The organism is Microcoleus sp. Pol7_B2 (assembly GCF_036701035.1).
Classification (GTDB): Bacteria; Cyanobacteriota; Cyanobacteriia; order Cyanobacteriales; family Microcoleaceae; genus Microcoleus.
In genome coordinates, this window is sequence record NZ_JAUBQB010000012.1 from 17198 (window position 1) to 37839 (window position 20642).

The 20642-nt window shown below is 46.2% G+C and carries 19 protein-coding genes; 7 read left to right on the plus strand and 12 right to left on the minus strand.

The window, feature by feature from the left end:
• Window positions 1-15: 15 nt before the first annotated feature.
• Window positions 16-534 (minus strand): GNAT family N-acetyltransferase, encoded by a 519-nt coding sequence (locus QUA57_RS07130; RefSeq protein ID WP_333061677.1) that lies wholly within the window; start codon window positions 532-534, stop codon window positions 16-18.
• Window positions 535-979: 445 nt separating this feature from the next.
• Between QUA57_RS07130 and QUA57_RS07135 the strand changes: the two genes are divergently transcribed.
• On the plus strand, window positions 980-3031 hold the full coding sequence (locus QUA57_RS07135; protein WP_333061678.1) for an ABC transporter ATP-binding protein: 2052 nt from the start codon (window positions 980-982) through the stop codon (window positions 3029-3031).
• 124 nt (window positions 3032-3155) lie between these two features.
• On the opposite strand, the gene QUA57_RS07140 is transcribed toward QUA57_RS07135, so the two are convergent.
• From QUA57_RS07140 to QUA57_RS07165, 6 genes are all read right to left on the minus strand, one after another.
• The gene (locus tag QUA57_RS07140; RefSeq protein WP_333061681.1) at window positions 3156-3485 is read right to left on the minus strand and encodes a hypothetical protein; all 330 of its coding nucleotides are present in this window, start codon (window positions 3483-3485) and stop codon (window positions 3156-3158) included.
• A gap of 180 nt (window positions 3486-3665) precedes the next feature.
• Window positions 3666-3884 (minus strand): hypothetical protein, encoded by a 219-nt coding sequence (locus QUA57_RS07145; RefSeq protein ID WP_006633087.1) that lies wholly within the window; start codon window positions 3882-3884, stop codon window positions 3666-3668.
• A gap of 144 nt (window positions 3885-4028) precedes the next feature.
• Complete coding sequence (locus QUA57_RS07150) at window positions 4029-5246, minus strand: DNA double-strand break repair nuclease NurA (RefSeq protein WP_333061684.1); 1218 nt, start codon at window positions 5244-5246, stop codon at window positions 4029-4031.
• A gap of 409 nt (window positions 5247-5655) precedes the next feature.
• Window positions 5656-6450, minus strand: coding sequence for an HAD family hydrolase (locus tag QUA57_RS07155; RefSeq protein WP_333061685.1), 795 nt, complete (start codon window positions 6448-6450; stop codon window positions 5656-5658).
• 216 nt (window positions 6451-6666) lie between these two features.
• Window positions 6667-7404 carry a DUF928 domain-containing protein gene (locus QUA57_RS07160; RefSeq protein ID WP_333061687.1) on the minus strand — a complete coding sequence of 246 codons (738 nt, stop codon included), beginning with the start codon at window positions 7402-7404 and terminating at the stop codon, window positions 6667-6669.
• A 142-nt stretch (window positions 7405-7546) separates the two neighbouring features.
• Window positions 7547-8287, minus strand: coding sequence for a DUF928 domain-containing protein (locus tag QUA57_RS07165; protein ID WP_333061689.1), 741 nt, complete (start codon window positions 8285-8287; stop codon window positions 7547-7549).
• A 336-nt stretch (window positions 8288-8623) separates the two neighbouring features.
• Between QUA57_RS07165 and QUA57_RS07170 the strand changes: the two genes are divergently transcribed.
• From QUA57_RS07170 to malQ, 4 genes are all read left to right on the plus strand, one after another.
• Entirely contained in the window at window positions 8624-10414 is a 1791-nt protein-coding gene (locus tag QUA57_RS07170) for a CHASE2 domain-containing protein (RefSeq protein ID WP_333061692.1), read from the plus strand.
• Window positions 10415-10488: 74 nt separating this feature from the next.
• A complete protein-coding gene (locus QUA57_RS07175) occupies window positions 10489-11247 on the plus strand; it encodes a MinD/ParA family protein (protein ID WP_333038399.1) in 759 nt (252 codons plus the stop codon).
• A gap of 175 nt (window positions 11248-11422) precedes the next feature.
• Entirely contained in the window at window positions 11423-11548 is a 126-nt protein-coding gene (locus QUA57_RS07180; RefSeq protein WP_333038396.1) for a photosystem II protein Y, read from the plus strand.
• 463 nt (window positions 11549-12011) lie between these two features.
• Window positions 12012-13520, plus strand: coding sequence for a 4-alpha-glucanotransferase (gene malQ / locus QUA57_RS07185; RefSeq protein WP_333061693.1), 1509 nt, complete (start codon window positions 12012-12014; stop codon window positions 13518-13520).
• 388 nt (window positions 13521-13908) lie between these two features.
• Here malQ and QUA57_RS07190 read toward each other — a convergent pair whose 3' ends face one another.
• Window positions 13909-14790 carry a RodZ domain-containing protein gene (locus QUA57_RS07190; RefSeq protein ID WP_333061694.1) on the minus strand — a complete coding sequence of 294 codons (882 nt, stop codon included), beginning with the start codon at window positions 14788-14790 and terminating at the stop codon, window positions 13909-13911.
• The gene (locus QUA57_RS07195) at window positions 14787-15581 is read right to left on the minus strand and encodes a pseudouridine synthase (RefSeq protein ID WP_333038391.1); all 795 of its coding nucleotides are present in this window, start codon (window positions 15579-15581) and stop codon (window positions 14787-14789) included. The genes QUA57_RS07190 and QUA57_RS07195 overlap by 4 nt, the downstream gene beginning before the upstream one ends.
• 109 nt (window positions 15582-15690) lie before the next feature.
• Between QUA57_RS07195 and QUA57_RS07200 the strand changes: the two genes are divergently transcribed.
• Window positions 15691-15849 carry a hypothetical protein gene (locus QUA57_RS07200; RefSeq protein ID WP_333038389.1) on the plus strand — a complete coding sequence of 53 codons (159 nt, stop codon included), beginning with the start codon at window positions 15691-15693 and terminating at the stop codon, window positions 15847-15849.
• 349 nt (window positions 15850-16198) lie between these two features.
• Window positions 16199-16990, plus strand: coding sequence for a DUF2993 domain-containing protein (locus QUA57_RS07205; protein WP_333061697.1), 792 nt, complete (start codon window positions 16199-16201; stop codon window positions 16988-16990).
• Between the two features lie 107 nt (window positions 16991-17097).
• Here QUA57_RS07205 and QUA57_RS07210 read toward each other — a convergent pair whose 3' ends face one another.
• The 3 genes from QUA57_RS07210 to QUA57_RS07220 all read right to left on the minus strand — a co-directional run bounded on the left by QUA57_RS07210 (window position 17098) and on the right by QUA57_RS07220 (window position 20555).
• Window positions 17098-18015: a phosphatidate cytidylyltransferase gene (locus QUA57_RS07210; RefSeq protein WP_333061698.1), complete on the minus strand. Its 918-nt coding sequence runs from the start codon at window positions 18013-18015 to the stop codon at window positions 17098-17100.
• 284 nt (window positions 18016-18299) lie between these two features.
• On the minus strand, window positions 18300-18893 hold the full coding sequence (gene cbiT / locus QUA57_RS07215; protein ID WP_333061699.1) for a precorrin-6Y C5,15-methyltransferase subunit CbiT: 594 nt from the start codon (window positions 18891-18893) through the stop codon (window positions 18300-18302).
• A gap of 99 nt (window positions 18894-18992) precedes the next feature.
• Window positions 18993-20555 carry an aminotransferase class I/II-fold pyridoxal phosphate-dependent enzyme gene (locus QUA57_RS07220; protein WP_333061700.1) on the minus strand — a complete coding sequence of 521 codons (1563 nt, stop codon included), beginning with the start codon at window positions 20553-20555 and terminating at the stop codon, window positions 18993-18995.
• Window positions 20556-20642: the final 87 nt, after the last annotated feature.

Sequence of the window (20642 nt, forward strand, 5' to 3'; positions counted from 1 at the left end):
GCATTGCACACCCTACTAAACTACTTTTGACTCGTAGGTTTCTCGCGAGATAGAGTAATATAGTACATCAGTTTCGTAATAACGAGCATTTTTTTCATATTTCATGCCAACTTTCTGTATCACCCGCTGGGAGGCGATATTTTCGGGTCGGGCGATCGCAACTATTCTCTCCAAATTTAATATTTGAAATCCATAGTTGAGACTAGCCAAAGATGCTTCTGTAACCAATCCTTGATTCCAATAAACTTTGTCGATCGCATAGCCCAGCTCAACTTCCGGTGTTTTGTCCAGAAAAGCCAGTCCGCAGCGACCGATCAATTTACGGTCTATTTTATGTACTAAAGCCCACATTCCGAAGTTGTTTTCTGCCCAACATTTGAGCATGGTATGAATGGCGATTTGTGTTTCTTCTCTAGTTTTAACTCCTCTCAAGTATTTCATTACTTCTGCCTCACTGTAAATACGGTACAGCTCATCTAAGTCTTCAGGCGTAAATTGTCTCAGATACAATCGGGCTGTCTCTATTTCGTGCATAATTTATCAGTACAAAGTCTAATACACTTTCATTAAGACGACGGTGAAATGTAGAATCAATCTCTTCAATACAGTGAACTGCATTTTGAAAACCCAGCATTTGACACAGTAACTAAAACCAGTAGTAAACTCTATGTCTAAAGGCATAAAGTGGCAAGTAGCGCATATCCGCTGTTCTAATAAATATGGGTGACTGAGTGCTGTCGGGTTCGAGAAGTTGCTGGCTATGTAGAATATTTCCTAATTTGACTGACTCTATTTGCTACAATTATTAGTTGGATATATTGTACAGCTTTTTTGCTCTAAGCTGAGCGAACTGATCTCGCCCGCCCGCCCTACAAGCCACGCAGCGAAAAAAAGCTCGATATCCTCAGAAAAAGGCGCCGGATTTAGCAGCATAATAGCTTCTGAAATCTAAAATCTAAAATCTAAAATCTAAAATCGGATGACAACTTCCTCACCAGTAGCAGATACCAAAAACAAATCCGGCCAGGAAACAGACTGGCGGTTATTCATGAGGTTGGCATCTTACGCAACCCGCAGCAAACGCTTGCTGATTATTTCGATCGCACTATTAGTACCGCTAGCAGTCTCAGGAGCAATTCAACCGATTCTCATCGGACAGGCAATTTCCGTAATTCGCTCGGAACCTACCTACGAATTCTTGCGAGGATTGTCTTTATCTGCTGCATTGAATATTTTGGCTATTTTGCTGATGCTAACTATAACACTTAGATTAGCACTGCAATCAGTTCAAGGCTATTTAGTCACGAAAGTAGGGCAAATAATTACTACAGATATTAGAAATGATTTGTTCGCCCACGTCACATCGCTAGCAGTGAGATTTTTCGATCGCACTCCTGTTGGTAAATTGATGACTCGCCTCACCAGTGATGTGGAAGCTTTAGGAGAGGTTTTCTCTTCAGGGGCGATCGGCATTGTCAGCGATTTATTTTCAATTTTAGTAATTGCCATTTTCATGTTTACCATGCAGTGGCAACTAGCTTTAATGTTGGTGCTGATGATGATACCAATTACGGCAGTCATAATTTATTTACAGTACCAATATCGCATAGCAAATTACAATACCCGAGAAGAACTTTCCGATCTCAACGCACAACTGCAAGAAAACCTGACTGGTATTGGTGTAGTGCAGCTATTCCGCCGCGAAAGATTCAACTCAGAATTGTTTCGCGTCACCAATAAACGCTACATTAAAGCCGTTGACCAAACTATTTTTTACGACTCAGCCGTATCTGCGACATTAGAATGGATTGCTTTAGTAGCGATCGCAGCCGTTTTGTGGATGGGCGGTCAAAGGGTTTTAGCCGGTAATCTCAACTTCGGTACTCTCTCGGCATTCATTTTATTTGCTCAGCGTCTCTTCGATCCGCTGCGGCAATTTGCTGAGAAATTCACTGCAATTCAAGCAGGATTTACCGCTGTCGAACGAATTAGCGATATTCTCAACGAACCGATCGAAATTAAAGATCCAACTAGCGGGAAGAAGGAAGAAGGAAGAGGCAAGAAGGAAGAAGGAAGAGGGAAGACGCAAGAAGGAAGAAGGGCAGGTTATTCACCGTTGTTGATAACTGGACATCCAGAGGCAACGGCTTACAACTTGTCTCCGTTCGATCGAGGATTGGCAGATAATCATCAAAATCCAGCAAGTTCAGAATATCGTTTATTGGCTAACAATCCCCAATCACCCCCCGCCACCCCCCCCAAGCTTCGGGGGGGTGAAAATGCCAAATCGCAGAATTCTGAATCTGGAGAAATCCAATTTGACAACGTGTGGTTTGCTTACAAAGAAGACGAATATGTCCTGCAAAACCTCAATTTCACCATCAAATCTGGCGAAAAAGTAGCATTAGTTGGCCCCACGGGTGCGGGCAAAAGTTCGATTATCCGTCTCCTGTGCCGCCTTTACGAGCCTAGCCGAGGACGGATTCTGGTTAATCATGTCGATATTCGGGATTTGCCTCAAGCAGAGTTACGCAGGCACATAGGCGTAATTATCCAAGATGGCTTTTTATTTGCTGGTGATGTGAAGAGCAATATCAGCCTGGGAGAAAGTTACTCGATTGAGGAAATTCAAGCAGCAGCAGAAAAGACAAATGTTGCCCGTTTAATCGAACAGTTGCCTCAAGGCTATGATACGCAATTGCGGGAACGGGGAACCAATCTTTCGGGGGGACAAAAGCAATTATTAGCGTTTGCTCGCGCCGCTATTCGCAATCCCAGTATTTTAGTTCTAGACGAGGCAACTGCTAGTTTGGATGTGGGGACGGAAGCTTTAATTCAAGAAGCTCTAGAGCGTGTGATGGCGGACAGAACGGCGATAATTATTGCCCACAGGCTCTCGACTATCCGAAATGTCGATCGCATTTTAGTGCTCAAACGCGGGCAGTTAGTAGAGTCTGGCAGCCACGAAGAGTTGTTGCAGCAAGAAGGGTTGTATGCCAGTTTGTACAAGTTGCAAATGCTGGGAAGTTAATATCTGAAGGAAGAACGAAGAGGGAAGAGGGAAAATTCTCGGAATACCCAGATACAGGACTTGACGGGGTAAGAACCCCGTCAAGTTTCCTACTGAACCTCTGTTTGCACTTTTTATCTGCGATTCACTTCACATTAAGCTGAGGAGTCGGATCGCCCTGCCTCATCGCCAATCCCGCCATGTCAGATGCCAGCATCCCACTCAAGAAGGCCCCAAAGGCTGTAACCCCTACATTGACGGCATCCAGCGATTGCATCGGGAAAGCGCTGCTGTAGAGAAAGCCCCCAGCAATGCCACCCGCTACCCCAGAGATGCGGAAGGCAATTTCTCGGAACGGATCGGGAGGAGGAGGGGGAGGAGGAAACCGCCGCCGGAGCTCCCGAATTAAGACTGAAATGGGAATGGTTCCGCACCATCCGGCGATCGTCCAAGCAATTAATAAAGCTGTATTCATTTGCTTTTATGTCGATACGTTAGCTCTATTTTGGCGATCGGACTGAGCGATCGACCAGTCGCTTTTTTGAGTGACACTTATTTGAGCGACAGCCTTCTGTGCCACCACAGCAGACCTAGCATACATTCAATTAGATTTGTCCTCCCATCTCAAATCTAAAATAGCAAATTTTAAATTGATTCACTTGCCTGAAATCATTTTACCCAGGGTTTCCGGCAAGTGAATTATATGTTGGAAAAGCTGATTTGGGCCGATGCCAAACAATAACTGCATCGTCAGCACAATTGCTGCTAAACCAATCGCTGTCCCGATGCTGGCTTTCAAAACTTTAAACGCCCAATTAAAGACTAGCCAAGATACAAGTAACGAAGCAATTAAGATAATTAGTTCTATTGGCATATAACATTTTTAACTCTATTTAAATTCAACATAAATTACGTATCAATACCATAGAAACCGGGGTTTTTATCTGTGTTAAAGGTTCAAATGCAGTATTTCGGTAAAAACCCGGTTTCTGCGTCCAAGACTACTCTACTTATTACTTTAAGCAATACTGCCACGCTTCCGTGTTTCCTTATAAGAAATTCCGACATTTTTTAAGCCGGCTTTAATCATTTGCTGCTCTAACAAAGCGAAAAAGCGACTTCGATCGCCCCCCGTGACTACCGCTTGATTATGAGCTTCTGCTAGCGTCACCGGATAGCCGCCGCCTTTGTGTACTTGAGCCAGCATCATTCCTAATGCTAAATCTAGCTGTGCTGTATCTTGTGCTACCCATTCCGGCACTTCTATTCTAGCAATTTCTGTGCCGACGTGAACGTAACAGAAATAGACGGAATTAAGACCGTACAAATCTAAAATTCGAGCTTGGGATTTCCACAAAGGACTCCTTTGTCCTGGGGACAGGATTGTTGCCCACAATATGGCATCCCGCAAAGGTTCAAATTCTTGACAAGGTGCTTTTTCGGCGAAAGAAATTGTCGCGGCAAATCCGACGTTCGGACAATTAGTCATGCAGTCTGGTACGTCGTGGGTGCAAGCTTCAAACCGCAAAAAAGATAAGCTTTCGCTGCTGCGAGAAGCGCTTAAGTATCCTAACAGCGGAATTCCTGCTAAACGCAACTTGTCCCAAGCTTCTAAAATTGGCAGCAAAATTTGATCGCGCGCATCGGTGGGTAACTGTTCCAAAAACCAATAAATCAGGGAACCGTCTACCATTGCTAAAGCTGGCGCGGGCAATTTATTGTCGTTAACTTTTGCCCAATTGCAACCCATTTCTGCTAAGGCAATTGCTTCGGAAACTGCGCGCCGATATCCCATCCATTCTTCGGTTCTAATTCCCCACTGTCGCGAACCGTACAAGTCTTCGGGTTTGTAGAAAACCTCGGGTACGCTGTCTAAAACTGGGTGGCGGCTTTGTCCGTAGTGCAGCATGACTGTGCCAACGTTTAGCAGGTAGCAGTAGGCTATTTCGTGATGGTTGGGGGAAATTTGCGAGCCGTCTGTGGCAAAGACTGTGTGGGCGGCGGGGGGTGCGGTGATGTAGGTACGATCGGACAATGGCTCGATCGGCGTGGCAGCATTGAATAAAGTGCGATCGCGCCAATTCTCTTGCAATTCCACCAATTTTTCCTGTTCCGCTGCCGCCTTTACCAGCAAATTCTGAGCCACTTCCAAACGTTGGCGAGCCGCGTGAGCTTCCACATTCAAATGTTGACTCATTCCCTGCATTGCCTTGGCTGCTTTAGTTAAATCGAGCATCGGTTTTAAATCTCAATATTAGAAAGCTTTCAAGCTGAGAAATTATCAAAATACTTTTCAATTTTTTGGTGGCGAAGCTTTGTTTTTTGTCAGATACGTGGTTTGACCAATTAAAATACTTCGTCCCGGCCCATAGAAATAGTAAAAAACCCGGTTTTGGAGGTCAAGATTACTTCCAATAGTCTATAAAAAAAAACATTTTTTTTGTCGATAACCTTGCTTTTTTGATGGATTTTTGTTATATTTATTTTATAATGGGATGGTGAAAAAATATTATTTTTTTTCACCATCCCATTATATTTAAATACCATGTCTACGCCGCAAAAGTCAACAAAAAAGATGTAAAATTTTGTGAGTTTTTTTGACTCTGAAAAGCGAAAAAAAATCACACCTGTAAACAAATCTAACATCAATAGTCGAGCGGCAGCCAATCGGCAAAATCTCCGGCAAACTGCGACAGAGAAAGCAATTGAACTGGTAGATTTTGAGCCACAGATTCCCGTTCTGTCAAAGTATTGTAACCCCAATCCGCCAAAAATAACCTCACCTGAGATAAATCCGGCTGCTGCTTCACCGACAGCAAAGTTTTTAACCGATCTTCCACAAACCAAATAGTCGAGTCTTTGCCAGACGCAGCCAAAAATTCCCGCAAAATTTGGTGTTTAGGCTTGTTGTATTCCTTACCAAAAATTAACTCCGACGGCATTTGTACGCCTGCTAGCTGCAAAAGTTCCCGCACAAAACGGCCTTCCTTTGTAGTAACGATCGCCACTTTCACCGAACTATCCTGCAACGAGTGCAGGCGATCGGCTACCCCTGGATAAAAGCGGTGCAAAGACAGCCACCCAGCTAAATCCTCAGCAATCCAATTATCGCGCAATCCGTCTAACATAGCACCGACAGACTGCGCTTTTAAATTATTCTCGGTCAACAAATACGGTACTATATTGGGCCAATCTAGCAAAATTTGCTCTGGGGAAATCCCTGTCAGCAGTGCGCGGATCAGCAGCGGCATTTCCCAACCGGTTTCGATGGCGGGTCGCACTCGGTAAAAACTCAAAGCTAAATCTGGAGCTGGCACTGTTTCGACTGGTTTCCAGATTTGACAGTAGGTACGCCAAGCGGTTTGGAAATATTCGATTAGTCCGTCACAAATCACACCGTCAAAATCAAGAGCTAGAATTGTCGGAAAGTTATTAGCCATCAATAGATTTTAGATTTTGGATTGAATAATTGAAGAATTGGAGAATTGAAGAAAGCGATCTCCCTGATGAATCCGGGGACTTGTTATCGGATACTAGGTTTTTTATTTCTGCACCTCTAAATTTGGGGGGCTTGTACCCTGGCTGCTTTCGGTCACTGGATTGAATAATTGAAGAATTGACTGTGCAAACACTCAGCAGTGATTAGTCAAGAGTCGTTATTCAAAAGACTGAACTAGCGGTTGAGCGGCAATCGATTCTAGTCCTTGGGACTGCAACAATTGCGTCCACTCGGTCGTCAGCCGGGAATCATCGGGTGCGAGGCGCCGCATTTCGGCTAGAGTAGCAACAGTCTCGTACCAAATCCCATTTTTAGCATAAGCAATCACCTTAGCCATAGGGTCGGGATTTGCCAAATCGTTCTTGAGGTTTGCCTGGGGTTCAATTCGCTGCATCCATCCTTTAACAATATAATCTCCCGAACGCTCCAGCGGATCGCAGGCTAGTGCAAACGACCACACATATCGCTTACCAACCTCAATATTTTTTGTCTGGTCTTTCTCAGAAAGGCTAACTCCAATAATTCCGGCTTTGTCATTTTTTAAAGTAGTTTCGTAAACTACTTCGGATTCATCTTCGTTTAGCAAAATAAACTCTACTTGAGCCGCTGGTTGAGAAACATATACAAAAAATGTTGGCGACTCTGTTAGCGTTAAGCCAATATTGCTTTCAGGTATTAAGGGAGTAATGAATAAACCATCCCGTAACTTACAGCCTCGATGCGTCCCCCCTTGCCGGTTGTCGGGGGCTGTTACATCGGGAGGTTTGAAATTAACATTCTGACTCAGCAGAATGGGTGCAGGCACAGCCTGCATCGGTGTCAGCAAACTGGGGAGAGTAACGGCGATCGCCAATACAGTCATCACCAGTGCAGTAAAATGTATAAAACGTTTCATTTTTCCACCAACTTGTAGAAATATTTATAGAGCGCATCTCTAAATGTTAACCCGGAGTTTTAGCCCCGGGCGCGATCGAGTAAATGGGTCAATTTTCAAATCGCCATCGGCCGACCGACAAAATTTTCAGAAATAGCGAGATTTAAAGCGGCGCAACCAGTGGTTGAGCTGCAACTGATTCCAGTCCTTGGGACTGCAATAATTGCGTCCACTTCGCTGTCAGCTTCACATCCCCCGGTGTCTGGCGCCGCATTTGGGCTAAAGTAGCGAGTGTTTCGTACCAAATCCCATTTTGAGCATAAACATTGAGCCTAGTCATCGGGTCGGGATTTGCCAACTCGCTCTTGAGAGTTGCCTGCGGTTCAATTCGCTGCACGAACCCTTTAACAACTAAATCCGCAGCTCGGTCTTCGGGGTCGCAAACTAGCGAAAATGACCACACGTATCGCTTGCCAACTTCAAGGGATTTGTTGTTGTCCACGGTAGCAGGAATGGTAACTCCAACAATCCCAGATTTGTCTAGTTTAAATGTTTTTTCGTAGACCACTTCCTCTTCCTTCTCGTTGAGGACAGTAAACTCTATTTTTGCCGAGGTTTGAGGAACATAGACAAAAATTGTGGGAGACTCTGTTAGGGTTAAACCGATATTAGTTGGAGGCACTAAAGGAGTAATAGATAAACCCGCTGGACAAAGCTTGTTGCCGCGATGTGTCCCTCCTTGTCGGCCGGCCGGGGCTGTTACGTCGGGAGGCTTGAAATTAACATTTTGACTCAGTAGAAGCGGCTGGGATTGTGCGCGCATCGGTGCAAGTGAACTGGGTACGGTAGCTGCGATCGCAGATACGGCGACCGCAAGTGTAGCCCGATGTAGAAAACGTTTCATTTGGTTGTACCTTTCACTATAATTGCAAACACAGGCATTCGCTGATGGCGACAAATATTTTTGAGCTGCTAGTCGAGGGCGCAGATACACAATTTATACCTTGACATATCATCAATAACATTAATTAATTCGAGCGGCAAGGGGATTCTCTGTCGGAAAAATCAGGTTTCCTAAACCGCAAGTATCATTGGATACAGTTGGTCGCCACGTACTGTAAATTTTTGTAACAAAGTGGTCGGAGTTTCCGAGTGTTCTAAGATGGAGGAAGTCTCCAGCAGGCGGGAAATTTGAAACAACTGCTGTTCCAGAAACGAGTCAAACTTTTATGCTGGGATAATGAGTAAAATATCTAACAAAATTCGATCGGCAGTGGCTCAATTGAGTCAAATGTATAAACCATCACTAGCATTGGCTAAGTCTGTATTAATTGCCAGCGCAGCAGTAACATTATCATTGATGGGGGCCAGACAGCTAGGAATACTCGAACCAGTAGAATTAAGCGCTTACGACCAAATGGTGAGGTGGCGTCCCGAGGAACAGCCAGACTCGCGTTTGCTAGTTGTGGGGATTACCGAAGCAGACATTCAGAAACTGAATCAGTGGCCAATATCCGATCGCAAAATAGCTGAAATCTTACAAAAACTAGACAAAATGCAGCCGGCAGTCATCGGTTTAGATGTACTGCGAGACGTACCTTTAGCAGACGGGCGCGAGGAATTAACTAAATTTTTACAAAAAAGCGATCGAATTATCGGGGTATGTTTAGTCACCGACGGAAGCCCGGACAATCCCGGTTCTCCGCCTGCGCCGGGGCTGCCACAAAACCGGGTGGGATTTGCAGATTTCGTAATCGACGCGGGTGGCATACTCCGCAGGGCTTTACTATTTATGAAACCACCGACAATAGAGGGCAAATCCTCGGTCCAAAAACATCTTTGCAATGACAATTCTCAAGTTTTAGCTTCCTTCAACCTCCAGCTAGCACTCCGCTACCTGCAAGGGGAAAAAATCTCTCCCCAACTTGCACCAGATCAATCTTTATGGCTGGGAAAAACCCAATTAAAACAACTAAAAAGCAATGACGGAGGATACAGCAATGTCGATGTCAGGGGATATCAAATATTAATTAACTATCGTTCCAAGCAGCAAGTCGCAAACCAAGTCAGAATTACGGATGTTTTAGAAGGGAAAGTTGACCCGAATTTAGTTAAAGATAAAATAGTTCTCATCGGTTACACCACAGAAACCGTTAAAGATTTATTTTATACTCCTTACAGTGGGCGACAGCAAAGCAACCAATTCATGCCTGGTATCGTGGCACACGCACAAGTAGTCAGCCAAATTTTGAGTGCAGTTTTAGACAACAGACCGATGTTGTGGTTTTGGCCGCAATGGGCAGAAATCTTGTGGATTTCGGGATGGTCAATTGTCGGAGGAACCTTGGCATCGCGGATGGCTCACCCAGCGAAGTTGACGGTGACATTCGGAGCAATGCTGTCCGGGTGTTGCGCGATCGGCTTTGGGATTTTTCTGTTGGGAGGGTGGGTGCCTGTGGCAGCGCCAGCGTTAGCATTAATCTTAACTGGCGGTAGCATTGTCTCAGCAGAGAGATTTAATAAAGCCGGATACGGGAAAGCAATTAGCGATCGAGTAAAACAAGTCTTCAAAATCGAAATAGACCAAGCCAAAAAAGAACAGCAAGTCGCAGAAATCACCGAATCTGATTTCTTTAAAGAATTGCAGCAAAAGAAAGATAAACTGAGGATTAGCAAACAAGAAACCTCTCACAAACCACCTTCCGAAGCCCAAGAAATAATTGCAAGTACCCCAGAGCTTCCCAAGGTCGAAAGTCAAACAGACGAATACCTAGCTCAGTTGCAGGAAAAAGCCAAACAGCAGAAGCAGCGCCCCGCCGTGACTGAATCGGAAAGCGGCTCTAAAACGGGTGTCCCTAACGGTACTGGTTGTGGTGCTAGTTCAGCCGAAACTAAACCTGATGACGAGTTCAGCGATTTGCAAACCAAAGCCAAACAGATGCGGCAGCGCAGGGGCGCCCAAAAGATGATAAAAGATGAAAAAATTGATAGTTTAACAGATAAGGAGGATTTGGGGGGCAAGGAAGAATGACAGACAACTCCACTGCATCATCGAGAATTCCATCATAATGGGTTCTCGCCGTTTCTTACCCTAATACGCAGATCATGTCCAAAATCATCTCTGTCCACTCTTACCGGGGCGGAACTGGCAAATCGAACACGACAGCAAACCTGGCATCTATTATCGCTCGCGGCGGAAATCGGGTCGCCATTGTGGACACAGATATTCAATCACCGGGGATTCACGTGCTGTTCGGTTTCAGCGAGAGCAACATGGATCGCTGCCTGAACGATTACCTGTGGGGCCGGTGTCCGATCGCAGATACGGCCTACAATGTGAGTTCGCTGCTGCCAAAATTAGCCAGTAACGGCAACCTCTACCTGATTCCTTCGAGTATTAAAGCAGGGGAGATAGCGCGAGTTTTGCGCGAAGGCTACGATGTGGGACTGCTTACCGACGGCTTTCAAGAACTGATCGAGGTTTTGAACTTAGACTACCTATTTATAGACACGCACCCGGGGCTCAACGAAGAAACCCTCCTCAGCATCACCATTTCCGACATCCTGCTGCTGATTCTGCGTCCGGATCAGCAAGATTTTCAGGGAACGGCTGTCACGGTAGATGTGGCCCGAAAATTAGAAGTTCCCAAGATTTTGATGACGATTAACAAAGCCCCAGAATCGCTGGATTTCGAGGATTTGAAGCAGCAAGTAGAGAGTATCTACAACATCCCAGTGGCAGGGGTACTGCCCCACAGCGACAAGATGATGCTGCTCGCCAGCAAGGGAGTGTTTGCGCTGCATTTCCCGAACGACCCTCTAACTAAGGTGGTCGAAGGGATTGCGAAACAGATTGTGGGATAATTGGTGCAGCGAATGCCGATCGCCCGCCCAGCAGTTTCGCTTTGGCTCTCAATTCTTGCGGAGCGATGTCCTCCTGCGTATCCCGAATATTTGGTTAAAGAGTCATGAGAATGGCGACAAAATGAGATACAAATAGATTATGAGAATTTGTTAAAAAACTTTAGGAGGAGAACTCATGGAATTTGACTTCCGCATACTAATAGTATTGATGCCCGTATTGTTGGCGGGCGGCTGGGCTGCTTACAACGTCGGTGCTATAGCTCTCAAACAAGTGCAGAAATTGTTGAACAAGCAAGCATGAACTAAGCATTATCACCAGTAATTTCGCAGCCGGCTGTTTTTTGAGATACAAAACAGCCGGCTATTTTGTGCATTGGCTCTGCTTAAGTGATGGCTGATTCTTGGTGAGCAATTTACGACTGCAGAGAGATGGGGCCAAAACCCAAGAAAAGTTAAATTTAAAGGTTAAGCAGAAACCAGGTACGCTCAAGCAAAATACTTTGTTGCAGCAAACGAGCCTGGGTAAAAAAACCTAGCGGTGAAAGCAGGGCGATCGTGTAAGTTCGGATTTTGATGTTTTGAACTCTACTCAGGATTTATGAGTAGAGTGTTATAAAAATATTTTGTAAGCACGTTATCGCAGAAAATATGAGACAATCACAAAAGTATTTGCCCTAACAATCGCCATAAAAACTACGAAGTTTAACTGGTAGGGAAGATAGGTCAAATTGTCAATGTTGAATTCCTATATCTTTAGATAGATTATGCTTTTTCCCCGATCAAGCGGCATGCTACTCCACCCCACATCCTTTCCCAGTCGATTTGGCATTGGGGACATGGGAATAGAAGCATATCGTTTTATTGACTTTTTAGTAGAGAGCGACCAGCAATACTGGCAGGTATTGCCGCTGGGCCCCACAGGATACGGCAATTCTCCTTATTCGTGCTATTCAGCAATGGCGGGAAATCCGCTGCTAATTAACCCAGAACTGCTGCGGGACCAGCAATTGCTCGCAGATGAAGACTTCGCTAATTTGCCAGAATTTCCGCTGGATTATGTAGACTTTGATCGAGCGATCGCCCTGAAAGTGCCTTTGCTCAAAAAAGCTTGCGAAAACTTCAAAGCCAAAGCATCCCCGATCCAGCAAAAAGAATTCTCAGGTTTTTGCGAAAGCAAAGAGAATTGGCTGGAAGATTACGCCTTATTTATGGCACTAAAAGATCACTTTGGCGGTGTTAGCTGGAACAATTGGGAGCCAGAAATTGCCCGTCGAGAACCACAGTCGTTAGAGAAGTGGCGGCAGCAGCTAAATGCTGAGATTTATTACTACAAATACGTCCAGTTTGAGTTTTTTCGCCAGTGGACGGAGTTGAAACGCTATGCTAATATGCGGGACATTAAAATTATTGGCGATATTCCGATTTATGTAGCTCACGACAGCGCCGATGTATGGTCTCATCCAGAAATATTTTGCTTGGATGAAGCCAGCGGAGAACCAGCTTTAATGGCGGGAGTTCCCCCTGATTACTTCAGCAATACAGGTCAATTGTGGGGCAACCCGGTATACAATTGGGAGAAGTTGCAAGCAACTAATTTCGAGTGGTGGGTGCAGCGTTTTGAAGCGATTTTCTCTTATGTAGACGTGACTCGGATCGATCACTTTCGAGGATTTGAAGCTTACTGGGCCGTGAAGCGCGGACAGGAAACTGCGATCGAGGGAGAGTGGATTAAAGCGCCGGGAACAGCTTTGTTGGATCTAATTAACGAGAAGTTTGGCAACTTGCCGATTATCGCTGAAGATTTAGGGGTAATTACTCCTGAAGTGGAAGCTTTGCGCGATCGATACGAGTTTCCAGGAATGAAGATTTTGCAGTTTGCTTTTGGCGCGGGCCCTGGCGATCCTTTTTTGCCTTTCAATTACGATCGCAACTCGGTAGTCTACACCGGCACCCATGACAACGACACGACTGTTGGCTGGTTCAATCAACTGCAAGACTACGAAAGAGATGAGGTTTTGCGTTATTTGGGCTGCATCGATCCCCAAGGAATTCACTGGTCTTTAATCCGCATGGGCTGGATTTCTATTGCTAATATGGCAATTGTGCCGTTTCAAGATTTGTTGGGTTTAGGTACTGACGCGCGGATGAATTTTCCGGGGAAACCAGAGGGAAATTGGGGATGGCGGTATCGACCCGAAGCTTTGAATTGGGAAGTGCGCGATCGGCTCAAAACTATGACTTACATCTCCGGGCGCGCTCCTAATAAACATTGATCGTCGGTAAGGGGTAGTTGGTAGTGGGTAATTGGTAATTGTTAAGGGGTAATATCAAATCTGTTAGCATCGGAATCATTCCTATCTCTCTACTCTATATCTGCGTGAATCAGCGTCAACCTATTGTCATCTGCGGTTAATACATTCTCTTTTTTTTACCGCAGATACAGGCAGATAAACACAGATTAACGCAGATGAATTAGATCAATTCCGGTTGCACCATCGGGAATTGTTGACGGTTGACTGGATTTGACTATTCCGATGCAACCGGGTTTGATAGAATGGGTAATTGGTAATGGGTAATGAGGGCATCAAGACGGACATTCTAATTAAAATCTGTGGACTGCCCCCTATTACCTATTACCAATTAACAATTACCAATTAACACTCAACCTTCATTCTTGGGTGGTAATGAAGGATTGAGTTCGTTGGCTTTAAAAACAACTTCTTTGGCGACTCCAGGATCTCCTAGTTGTTCGGCTTGTCCGTTATTAACAGCAACCATTACCCCGCCGGCGTTACCTGCTACCACTACTAATTGCTTTTGAGCTCCCCAGGTGCGAACAGTCCCTGAAGGCAAAGTTCCCTCAAACTCTGTTTTACCATCGACTTCAACCTGCATCCACGATTCGGCTTTAAAAGTGACGCTAACCATTACTGGTTTATTGCCAGATTTATTTAAATTTTGACCGGTTCTTACTGCTTCGACAGCCTCGTAACTATCCGGTTTCTGATTTTGTGAGGAACTCGATGCCTCAGCAGCTAAACGAGCTTGTTCTTGCTGCCCAAGCGCTAGTTCTTCGGCTCCCGCACCGTTTTTTGCGGTAACAGAACCGCTCATCAACTGAGATAAGACATTGACCGAACAGATAATTAGAAATGTGTAAAAGAGGTAGAGGTGCATCGGCCGCAACTGAGGCCCATCTTGCCAAGATAGCTTGGTTCTCGATCGGGGCGCCGGTTCGATCGGGAAAAATTCGGCAAACTGATTTCCGTCCAAACCCATGGCTTCAGCGTAGCGCTTGATCAAACCCTGAGTGTAGACGGGTTCGGGAAGTTGGTCGAGTTGACCGTCCTCGATTGCTTGTAGCAGATTCCGCCGAATCATTGTTACCACGGCTACTTTGTCCAAACAAATCGACTGCTGTTCGCGGTACTGACGGAGTTGATTTCCAATTTCCGCTAGCTTTTTCTGAGCTGTTTCTGGCTCTTGGGAGTGCAGTTTCTGCTTAGTTGTTTTGAAGAATAAAAACAATAAATTCTTTGTCATATGCTGTGCTCCTGGGAATTTACTGGCACGCTTATTGATGTTAGGTTGACTAGATTCCATAAATAAATAATTTCCGCATCTTCTAGGGGTCGGCAGCAGCCTGGTGGCAATATTGGCGAACCAGGCCGCTGCAATTGAATCGGGCCAATGGCTGTGCGGTGCAGGCGCACCACGGGATATCCCAAGAGCTCGGCTGTTCGCCGAATCTGTCGGTTTCTGCCTTCTGATAGAATGACTTCTAACAGAGTTTGGTCTTGCGCGCGTTCTAGAACTTTAATTTTCGCGGGCAAAGTTTTTCTGCCGGACAAGATGATGCCCTGACGCCACGCTTCCAGTATGGGTTCCGGGGGATCGCCGCTCACCCAAACCTGATAAGTTTTGGCGATCGAGTGACGCGGATGGGTCAAACAAAATGTCAGCTTACCATCATTGGTAAGTAAGAGGGCGCCGGTGGAATCTGCATCTAAGCGTCCTACGGGGTGGATGCCTTGACCGGAGCGCAGTTGGGGTGGCAGCAAGTCGAGAACTTTCGATCGGGCCCTGGGATCGCTGCAAGTAGAAACTACGCCTGCCGGTTTGTTGAGCAACAGATAGACCTTTGCGGGTCGATCCGTTGGTTTCACCGGGACTCCATCGACTTGGATAAGATCGCGATCGGGATTCGCTTTTTCTCCTAAGCGAACAATATTGCCATTAACTCGGACTCGTCCAGCTACAATCATCTGTTCTGCAAGACGGCGAGAGGCAATGCCCCACTGGGCGAGGATTTTTTGCAGCCTTTCATCAGACATGACGGGAGTGTGGAAATCCCCAACGAGCGAACGGTGGGGAGGAAACACGACACGGTTAATTGATTAACCGTACTAGCAATGCTCAATTCCTGATTGGGAATAAATTATAATGCTGACCAATTATTACAGGACGCCCGGCGTGGCAAAGATTGTCCTTGTGCCCGGTGCAGATTGTCCTGATGGCATTACCCTGAATGCTGTGCAAAAACTACGAGGAAAAGACTCGCGGCAGGCACAGGTTTGCACCGTTGGTTTGCGGCTGGTTTGAAAGGTGTGGGTCTGACCCGACCATAAACCAACACTACCATAAATCCCGTACTGCTGGTTAAATTTATACGCTCGATCGCGAATTTTTCATCGGGATCGCACAACTCGTGAACTACCCCAATATTCCAAGGGGGGAAAGGTGAGAATTTTTCTGCTTCTGGCCTTGCTGATGCCAGATTTCTGCTTGGTTTTGCAGTTAATCGGACTTGTGTTCATCAACCCGGTTTCTAAGGAAAATCAGAGGTTGACAGCGGTATATCTGTGCAGAAACCGGGTTTTTGAGGCCGGATGTGCAAGTTCTAGTTAAATTTCTGTGCTTGAATATTAAGGTTTATCTTCTGAAATTGTTTATGACTGTCGATCAAAACTCTCTTCAATTTGACAATAGAGATGGGGCTGCTGGGTCTGGTGGGACTGTTAATCTGGGCGAGGAACCGGGGAAACCTTCGCCGAGTCAAGGCAGCCGGATAGCGAGCGCGGTGCTGTCTCCGGCGGTGCAGTTGTGGCTGCGATCGCAAGTTCAGCAGGTGGACGAATTGAAGGTGAAAATTGAGGGGAGCGATCGACAAATCTTCAGCGGTGCGATCCCCAAAGTCACGGCTGCCGCTCGCGGTGCTGTGTATAAAGGATTACACCTAACTGAAGTTGCCATAGAGGGCTGCGACATTCGCATCAACCTCGGTCAAGCTCTCAAAGGCCAACCCCTGCGCCTCCTAGAATCCGTTCCCGTGACAGGCGTTTTGAGGCTCAGCCAAGCGGATTTGAATGCGTCACTGAAAGCGCCTTTGCTTGCTGATGCTTTGAGCGAATTTTTGCTGCCAATGCTGCCACTGGCAGATAGGGAACAGTCGCTGAAGTTGCAAAATTCGCAGATTGTAATAGAGGCGGGTTTGTTGACGCTTTCGGCTGCAATTTTGCGCGCTGGCGGTAGGCAAATTCCTTTTGTATTGCGGACTGGTTTGCGGATAGCCAGCGGTCGCGAATTGATGTTTGAATCACCAGAAATCGAAATGGATGGAGAATTAAAGAGCAGTGATTTCAATGGTTTTAAAATTGATTTTGGGCCGGAAGTTGAGATAGAAGAGTTGATCTTGAGTCCGGGGGAGATTGTTTGTCGGGGAGGAATTAGAGTTTTGCCTTAGTTAATTAACAGTTGACAGTTAACAGTTGACTTTAACCTGCTTCCTCGGCAAAGCCTGGGAATATATACCGAATTCCCAATTCCCCATGCCCAATTCCCCATGCCCAATTACCGATTAATTAAAAAAGAGTCGATCGCGGGCAACAGTAAAGTCACAAAATAGTAGACTAACGGTGCGGTAAAAACATAACTGTCGGTGCGATCGAGAATGCCACCGTGACCGGGGATCAACTGTCCCGAATCCTTAACACCGGCGTCTCGCTTCATCATCGACTCAGTTAAATCTCCCAACAGGCTAGCAACGCCGATCAACAGACCAAAAGCAGCCCCAGTATAGGGCCACCCCGGCCAGTTTAAATACCAAGACCCAGCGACTGCCACGGCGATGCTGCCGCAAACTCCAAATACGGCACCTTCAACGGTCTTTTTGGGGCTGATGTGGGACAGGCTAGTGCGCCCGAAGAATTTGCCGACAAAATAAGCCCCAATGTCAGCGGCCCAGATGCAGAGGAAAGCCAGCAGCAGCGAAGTCAATCCTAAAGATATATGGCTAGAAGTTGTCCAAGATGGGGACGGGTAAATGTTAACCGGCAAATTGCTTGCTACTGCTTGCGAAAGTTGGGTTGTAGCAAGATTGCCTGGGTCGAGGCCTACTCGCAGCCGTACCCAATAGCTGGGTAAATAACCGCCGTAGAACAATCCTAAAACTGAGGAGGCAATATCGGCGATCGTCGATAATTTAGGTTGGAATAACAGGTAGAAACAGATTAAGGTTCCCGCTAAGGGGAACATGGCATCTACGAGTTCCGGTGCTAGGGCGGCAGTAATTAATAGCCCTTGACTTACGGCTAAGGTAGTTTTGGCAGCGGGTGCAATACCTTTAGCCCTGGCTAATTGAAAATATTCCAATTGACCTAGGTAGACGATGACTCCAAAGCCGACGGTGAAGTACCATCCGCCCATAATAATCATTCCCAAAGCAAGGGCGATCGCAACTATTCCACTCAGGATACGAGACCAAGGCATAAAATGAATTTCTCTTGCAGACGGCGGCGGATCATTCGATTTTGGATTTTGGATTTTGGATTTTGGATTGGAGATTTTGGATTTTTCTAGAGCACGAGTTGATCCCTTGCACAACTAATCCCCATCCCCCATCGGTCATCCAATATCTCAAGTCAGGCGGTCAATCCAGCTATGGTGGCCCCTATTCTTAAGTATGAAGGTTAAGTGAACTTAAAAAAGATTAAAAATTACAGAATTAATTCGTGTATCGGTGTCAAAATTCGTGTCGTGCCTTCTTCTTGCTTCTAATCCAGCTTTTCGCCGCTGAGAATAAATATGGGATTGACGGCGGCAAAGGTTTGACTGAGGCCGCGAGTCTCCAAGCGGTTGACGGCGGACTGGACTACCTCGATGTTGCGGACTTGCAACTCGGCGAACCCTTCGGAAAGGGCGTAAAGATTCTCTAAATTGGATGCTGTGGCGACAACTCTACCGTGAGGTGGCAAGTACCGCCAGACTTCTTGGAGAATCGCTTTAATGGGGCGACCTCCTTCGATGCAGACTCGGTGGGGGGGTTGGGGCAGGTTTGCAAGGCATTCCGGGGCACTGCCTTCTATGACTTCTACGTTGTCGAGCTCGAATCGATCGCAATTTCTGCGAATCAAGCTTGCTACTTCTTCGTCCCTTTCGACGGCGATAATCCGACCTTTGGGACAAAGCAAACCTGTTTCTACGGCGATCGTACCAGTACCTGCACCGATGTCCCACACCACTGAATCTGCTTGCAGCCGCAGGTGGGAGATTAACAGCAGTCGGACTTCTCGCTTACTCATGGGAATTCCCGGTAAACGTTCAAATAAGTCATCCGGGATGCCTGGAGTGACGTAGGGCCAAAGCATAGTTATATTTTTGATTTTTGATTTTTGAGTGAAGCAAGACGGCAGTTGGAACTCGCGGAAGAAGTAGGAATTCTCCCAATTTCCCCCAAGCCTTAATATTTACTGTCGCACAACCTTGAGAGTTTGGAGGTTTCTATCGCTACAACCTGTGATTTTTCCGCCGGCGGCAAGGATTTGTTGCAGGTAGTCAACGGCTGCTGGGGTAATGATTTCACCGGGCATCAAGACTGGTATTCCTGGGGGATAGGGACAGATGAGTTCGGCGCTGAGTCGATCGACTGCTTTGTCTGCGGGTACTGTTTCCGCTGGGAAAAAGAAGGCCTGGCGGGGGGAGAGGAGAGGGGGAGAGGGGGAGAGTGGGAGAGTGGGAGATTGGGCAAATCTTCCATCGGACATCGGACTTCTTCTCTCGGACTTCTTCTTTCTGACTTCTTCCTTCTTCCTGACATCCGTTACATCCGTTACAGAATCCGTTGTCGAACTTCCTTCTTCCTTCTTCCTTCTTCCTTCTAAAAAAGTACAAGCTTTAACTAAATTGTCAATATCTGATTCTGTATTTCCCAAGCTGATAATAAATGTTAGATGTTGCGGCATTGGTAATTCTGCGGTGACGCCGAGTTGAGAGTGCAGAATATCATCGGCGGCAAATCCTGTGATTCCTAAATCTGATACTTTTACTGTTAGCCTGGTTCGATCTAATGCTGCAAAACCCGGTGTATTTAACGGTTCTAAAACTGATAATCCGGGAATTTGACTGATGCGCGATCGCGCTTTTTCTGCTAGCTGTAAAGTTTGCGCCATTAACTCTTTGCCGTGGAGTGCGATTTGTTGGCGGGCTGCGTCTAGGGATGCTAATAATAAGTAGCTGGGACTGGTAGATTGTACTAGCTGCAATGCTCTATTTAATTTTTGGATATCTATGCGATCGCCCTTGACGTGCAGCATCGATGCTTGTGTCATTGCACCGAGGGTTTTGTGGATTGATTGTACAGTTAAATCGGCGCCGGCTGATAGTGCTGGTTCTGGCAAGTTTGGATGAAAGTTAAAGTGCGCGCCGTGGGCTTCGTCTACTAATAACGGTATGTTGTATTGATGGGTAATTTGGGCGATCGCCCGCAAATCCCCACAGACGCCGTGATAGGTTGGGTAAACTATCATTACTGCTTTGGCGTCGGGATGTTGTTCTAATGCTGCGGCTGTGGCTTCTGGAGTGATGCTGTTGGCAATATCCCAATCCGGGTTGTACTCTGGATTGACAAAAATTGGAATTGCACCAGATAAAATCAAACCAGAAATCGCCGAGGAGTGGATATTTCGAGGCAAGATAATTTTATCGCCAGGGCCGCAAGTTGCTAAGATGGCGGCGATTATTCCGCAAGTCGAACCGTTGGCCAAAAACCGAGTTGATTGAGCTCCAAATGCTGCGGCGGCTAAGTCTTGAGCTTCGGCAATAGCACCTTCTGGATTAAAGAGATTATCTAATTCCGGCAATTCCGGCAAGTCCGATCGAAATACTGCTGCACCGAATAAGTCAATTAGGGGTTGAGAGATTCCTTGTCCGCGTTTATGTCCGGGGGCGTAGAATGGGGCGTGTGGATGATTTGTGCGATCGCGCAAGGCATCTAATAGAGGCGTTTGTTGTTGAGAGTTTGCTGGTGACACGCTTAATCTTGATTTGAATATTTGGAATTATAGCAACTGCCGAGGTTTCACCGGACGTTATTAATTGCTGAAACCCTTGCTGGAAAT

What these genes read in the sequence shown, in the direction of transcription:
- QUA57_RS07210 (WP_333061698.1), bottom strand. Translation starts at nt 18,015, where the DNA reads ATGCCTTGGTCTCGTATCCTGAGTGGAATAGTTGCGATCGCCCTTGCT.
- QUA57_RS07150 (WP_333061684.1), bottom strand. Translation starts at nt 5,246, where the DNA reads ATGCTCGATTTAACTAAAGCAGCCAAGGCAATGCAGGGAATGAGTCAA.
- QUA57_RS07175 (WP_333038399.1), top strand. Translation starts at nt 10,489, where the DNA reads ATGTCCAAAATCATCTCTGTCCACTCTTACCGGGGCGGAACTGGCAAA.
- QUA57_RS07135 (WP_333061678.1), top strand. Translation starts at nt 980, where the DNA reads ATGACAACTTCCTCACCAGTAGCAGATACCAAAAACAAATCCGGCCAG.
- QUA57_RS07205 (WP_333061697.1), top strand. Translation starts at nt 16,199, where the DNA reads ATGACTGTCGATCAAAACTCTCTTCAATTTGACAATAGAGATGGGGCT.
- QUA57_RS07160 (WP_333061687.1), bottom strand. Translation starts at nt 7,404, where the DNA reads ATGAAACGTTTTATACATTTTACTGCACTGGTGATGACTGTATTGGCG.
- QUA57_RS07165 (WP_333061689.1), bottom strand. Translation starts at nt 8,287, where the DNA reads ATGAAACGTTTTCTACATCGGGCTACACTTGCGGTCGCCGTATCTGCG.
- QUA57_RS07170 (WP_333061692.1), top strand. Translation starts at nt 8,624, where the DNA reads ATGAGTAAAATATCTAACAAAATTCGATCGGCAGTGGCTCAATTGAGT.
- QUA57_RS07140 (WP_333061681.1), bottom strand. Translation starts at nt 3,485, where the DNA reads ATGAATACAGCTTTATTAATTGCTTGGACGATCGCCGGATGGTGCGGA.
- QUA57_RS07180 (WP_333038396.1), top strand. Translation starts at nt 11,423, where the DNA reads ATGGAATTTGACTTCCGCATACTAATAGTATTGATGCCCGTATTGTTG.
- QUA57_RS07130 (WP_333061677.1), bottom strand. Translation starts at nt 534, where the DNA reads ATGCACGAAATAGAGACAGCCCGATTGTATCTGAGACAATTTACGCCT.
- cbiT (WP_333061699.1), bottom strand. Translation starts at nt 18,893, where the DNA reads ATGCTTTGGCCCTACGTCACTCCAGGCATCCCGGATGACTTATTTGAA.
- QUA57_RS07190 (WP_333061694.1), bottom strand. Translation starts at nt 14,790, where the DNA reads ATGACAAAGAATTTATTGTTTTTATTCTTCAAAACAACTAAGCAGAAA.
- malQ (WP_333061693.1), top strand. Translation starts at nt 12,012, where the DNA reads ATGCTTTTTCCCCGATCAAGCGGCATGCTACTCCACCCCACATCCTTT.
- QUA57_RS07155 (WP_333061685.1), bottom strand. Translation starts at nt 6,450, where the DNA reads ATGGCTAATAACTTTCCGACAATTCTAGCTCTTGATTTTGACGGTGTG.
- QUA57_RS07200 (WP_333038389.1), top strand. Translation starts at nt 15,691, where the DNA reads ATGCTGACCAATTATTACAGGACGCCCGGCGTGGCAAAGATTGTCCTT.
- QUA57_RS07195 (WP_333038391.1), bottom strand. Translation starts at nt 15,581, where the DNA reads ATGTCTGATGAAAGGCTGCAAAAAATCCTCGCCCAGTGGGGCATTGCC.
- QUA57_RS07145 (WP_006633087.1), bottom strand. Translation starts at nt 3,884, where the DNA reads ATGCCAATAGAACTAATTATCTTAATTGCTTCGTTACTTGTATCTTGG.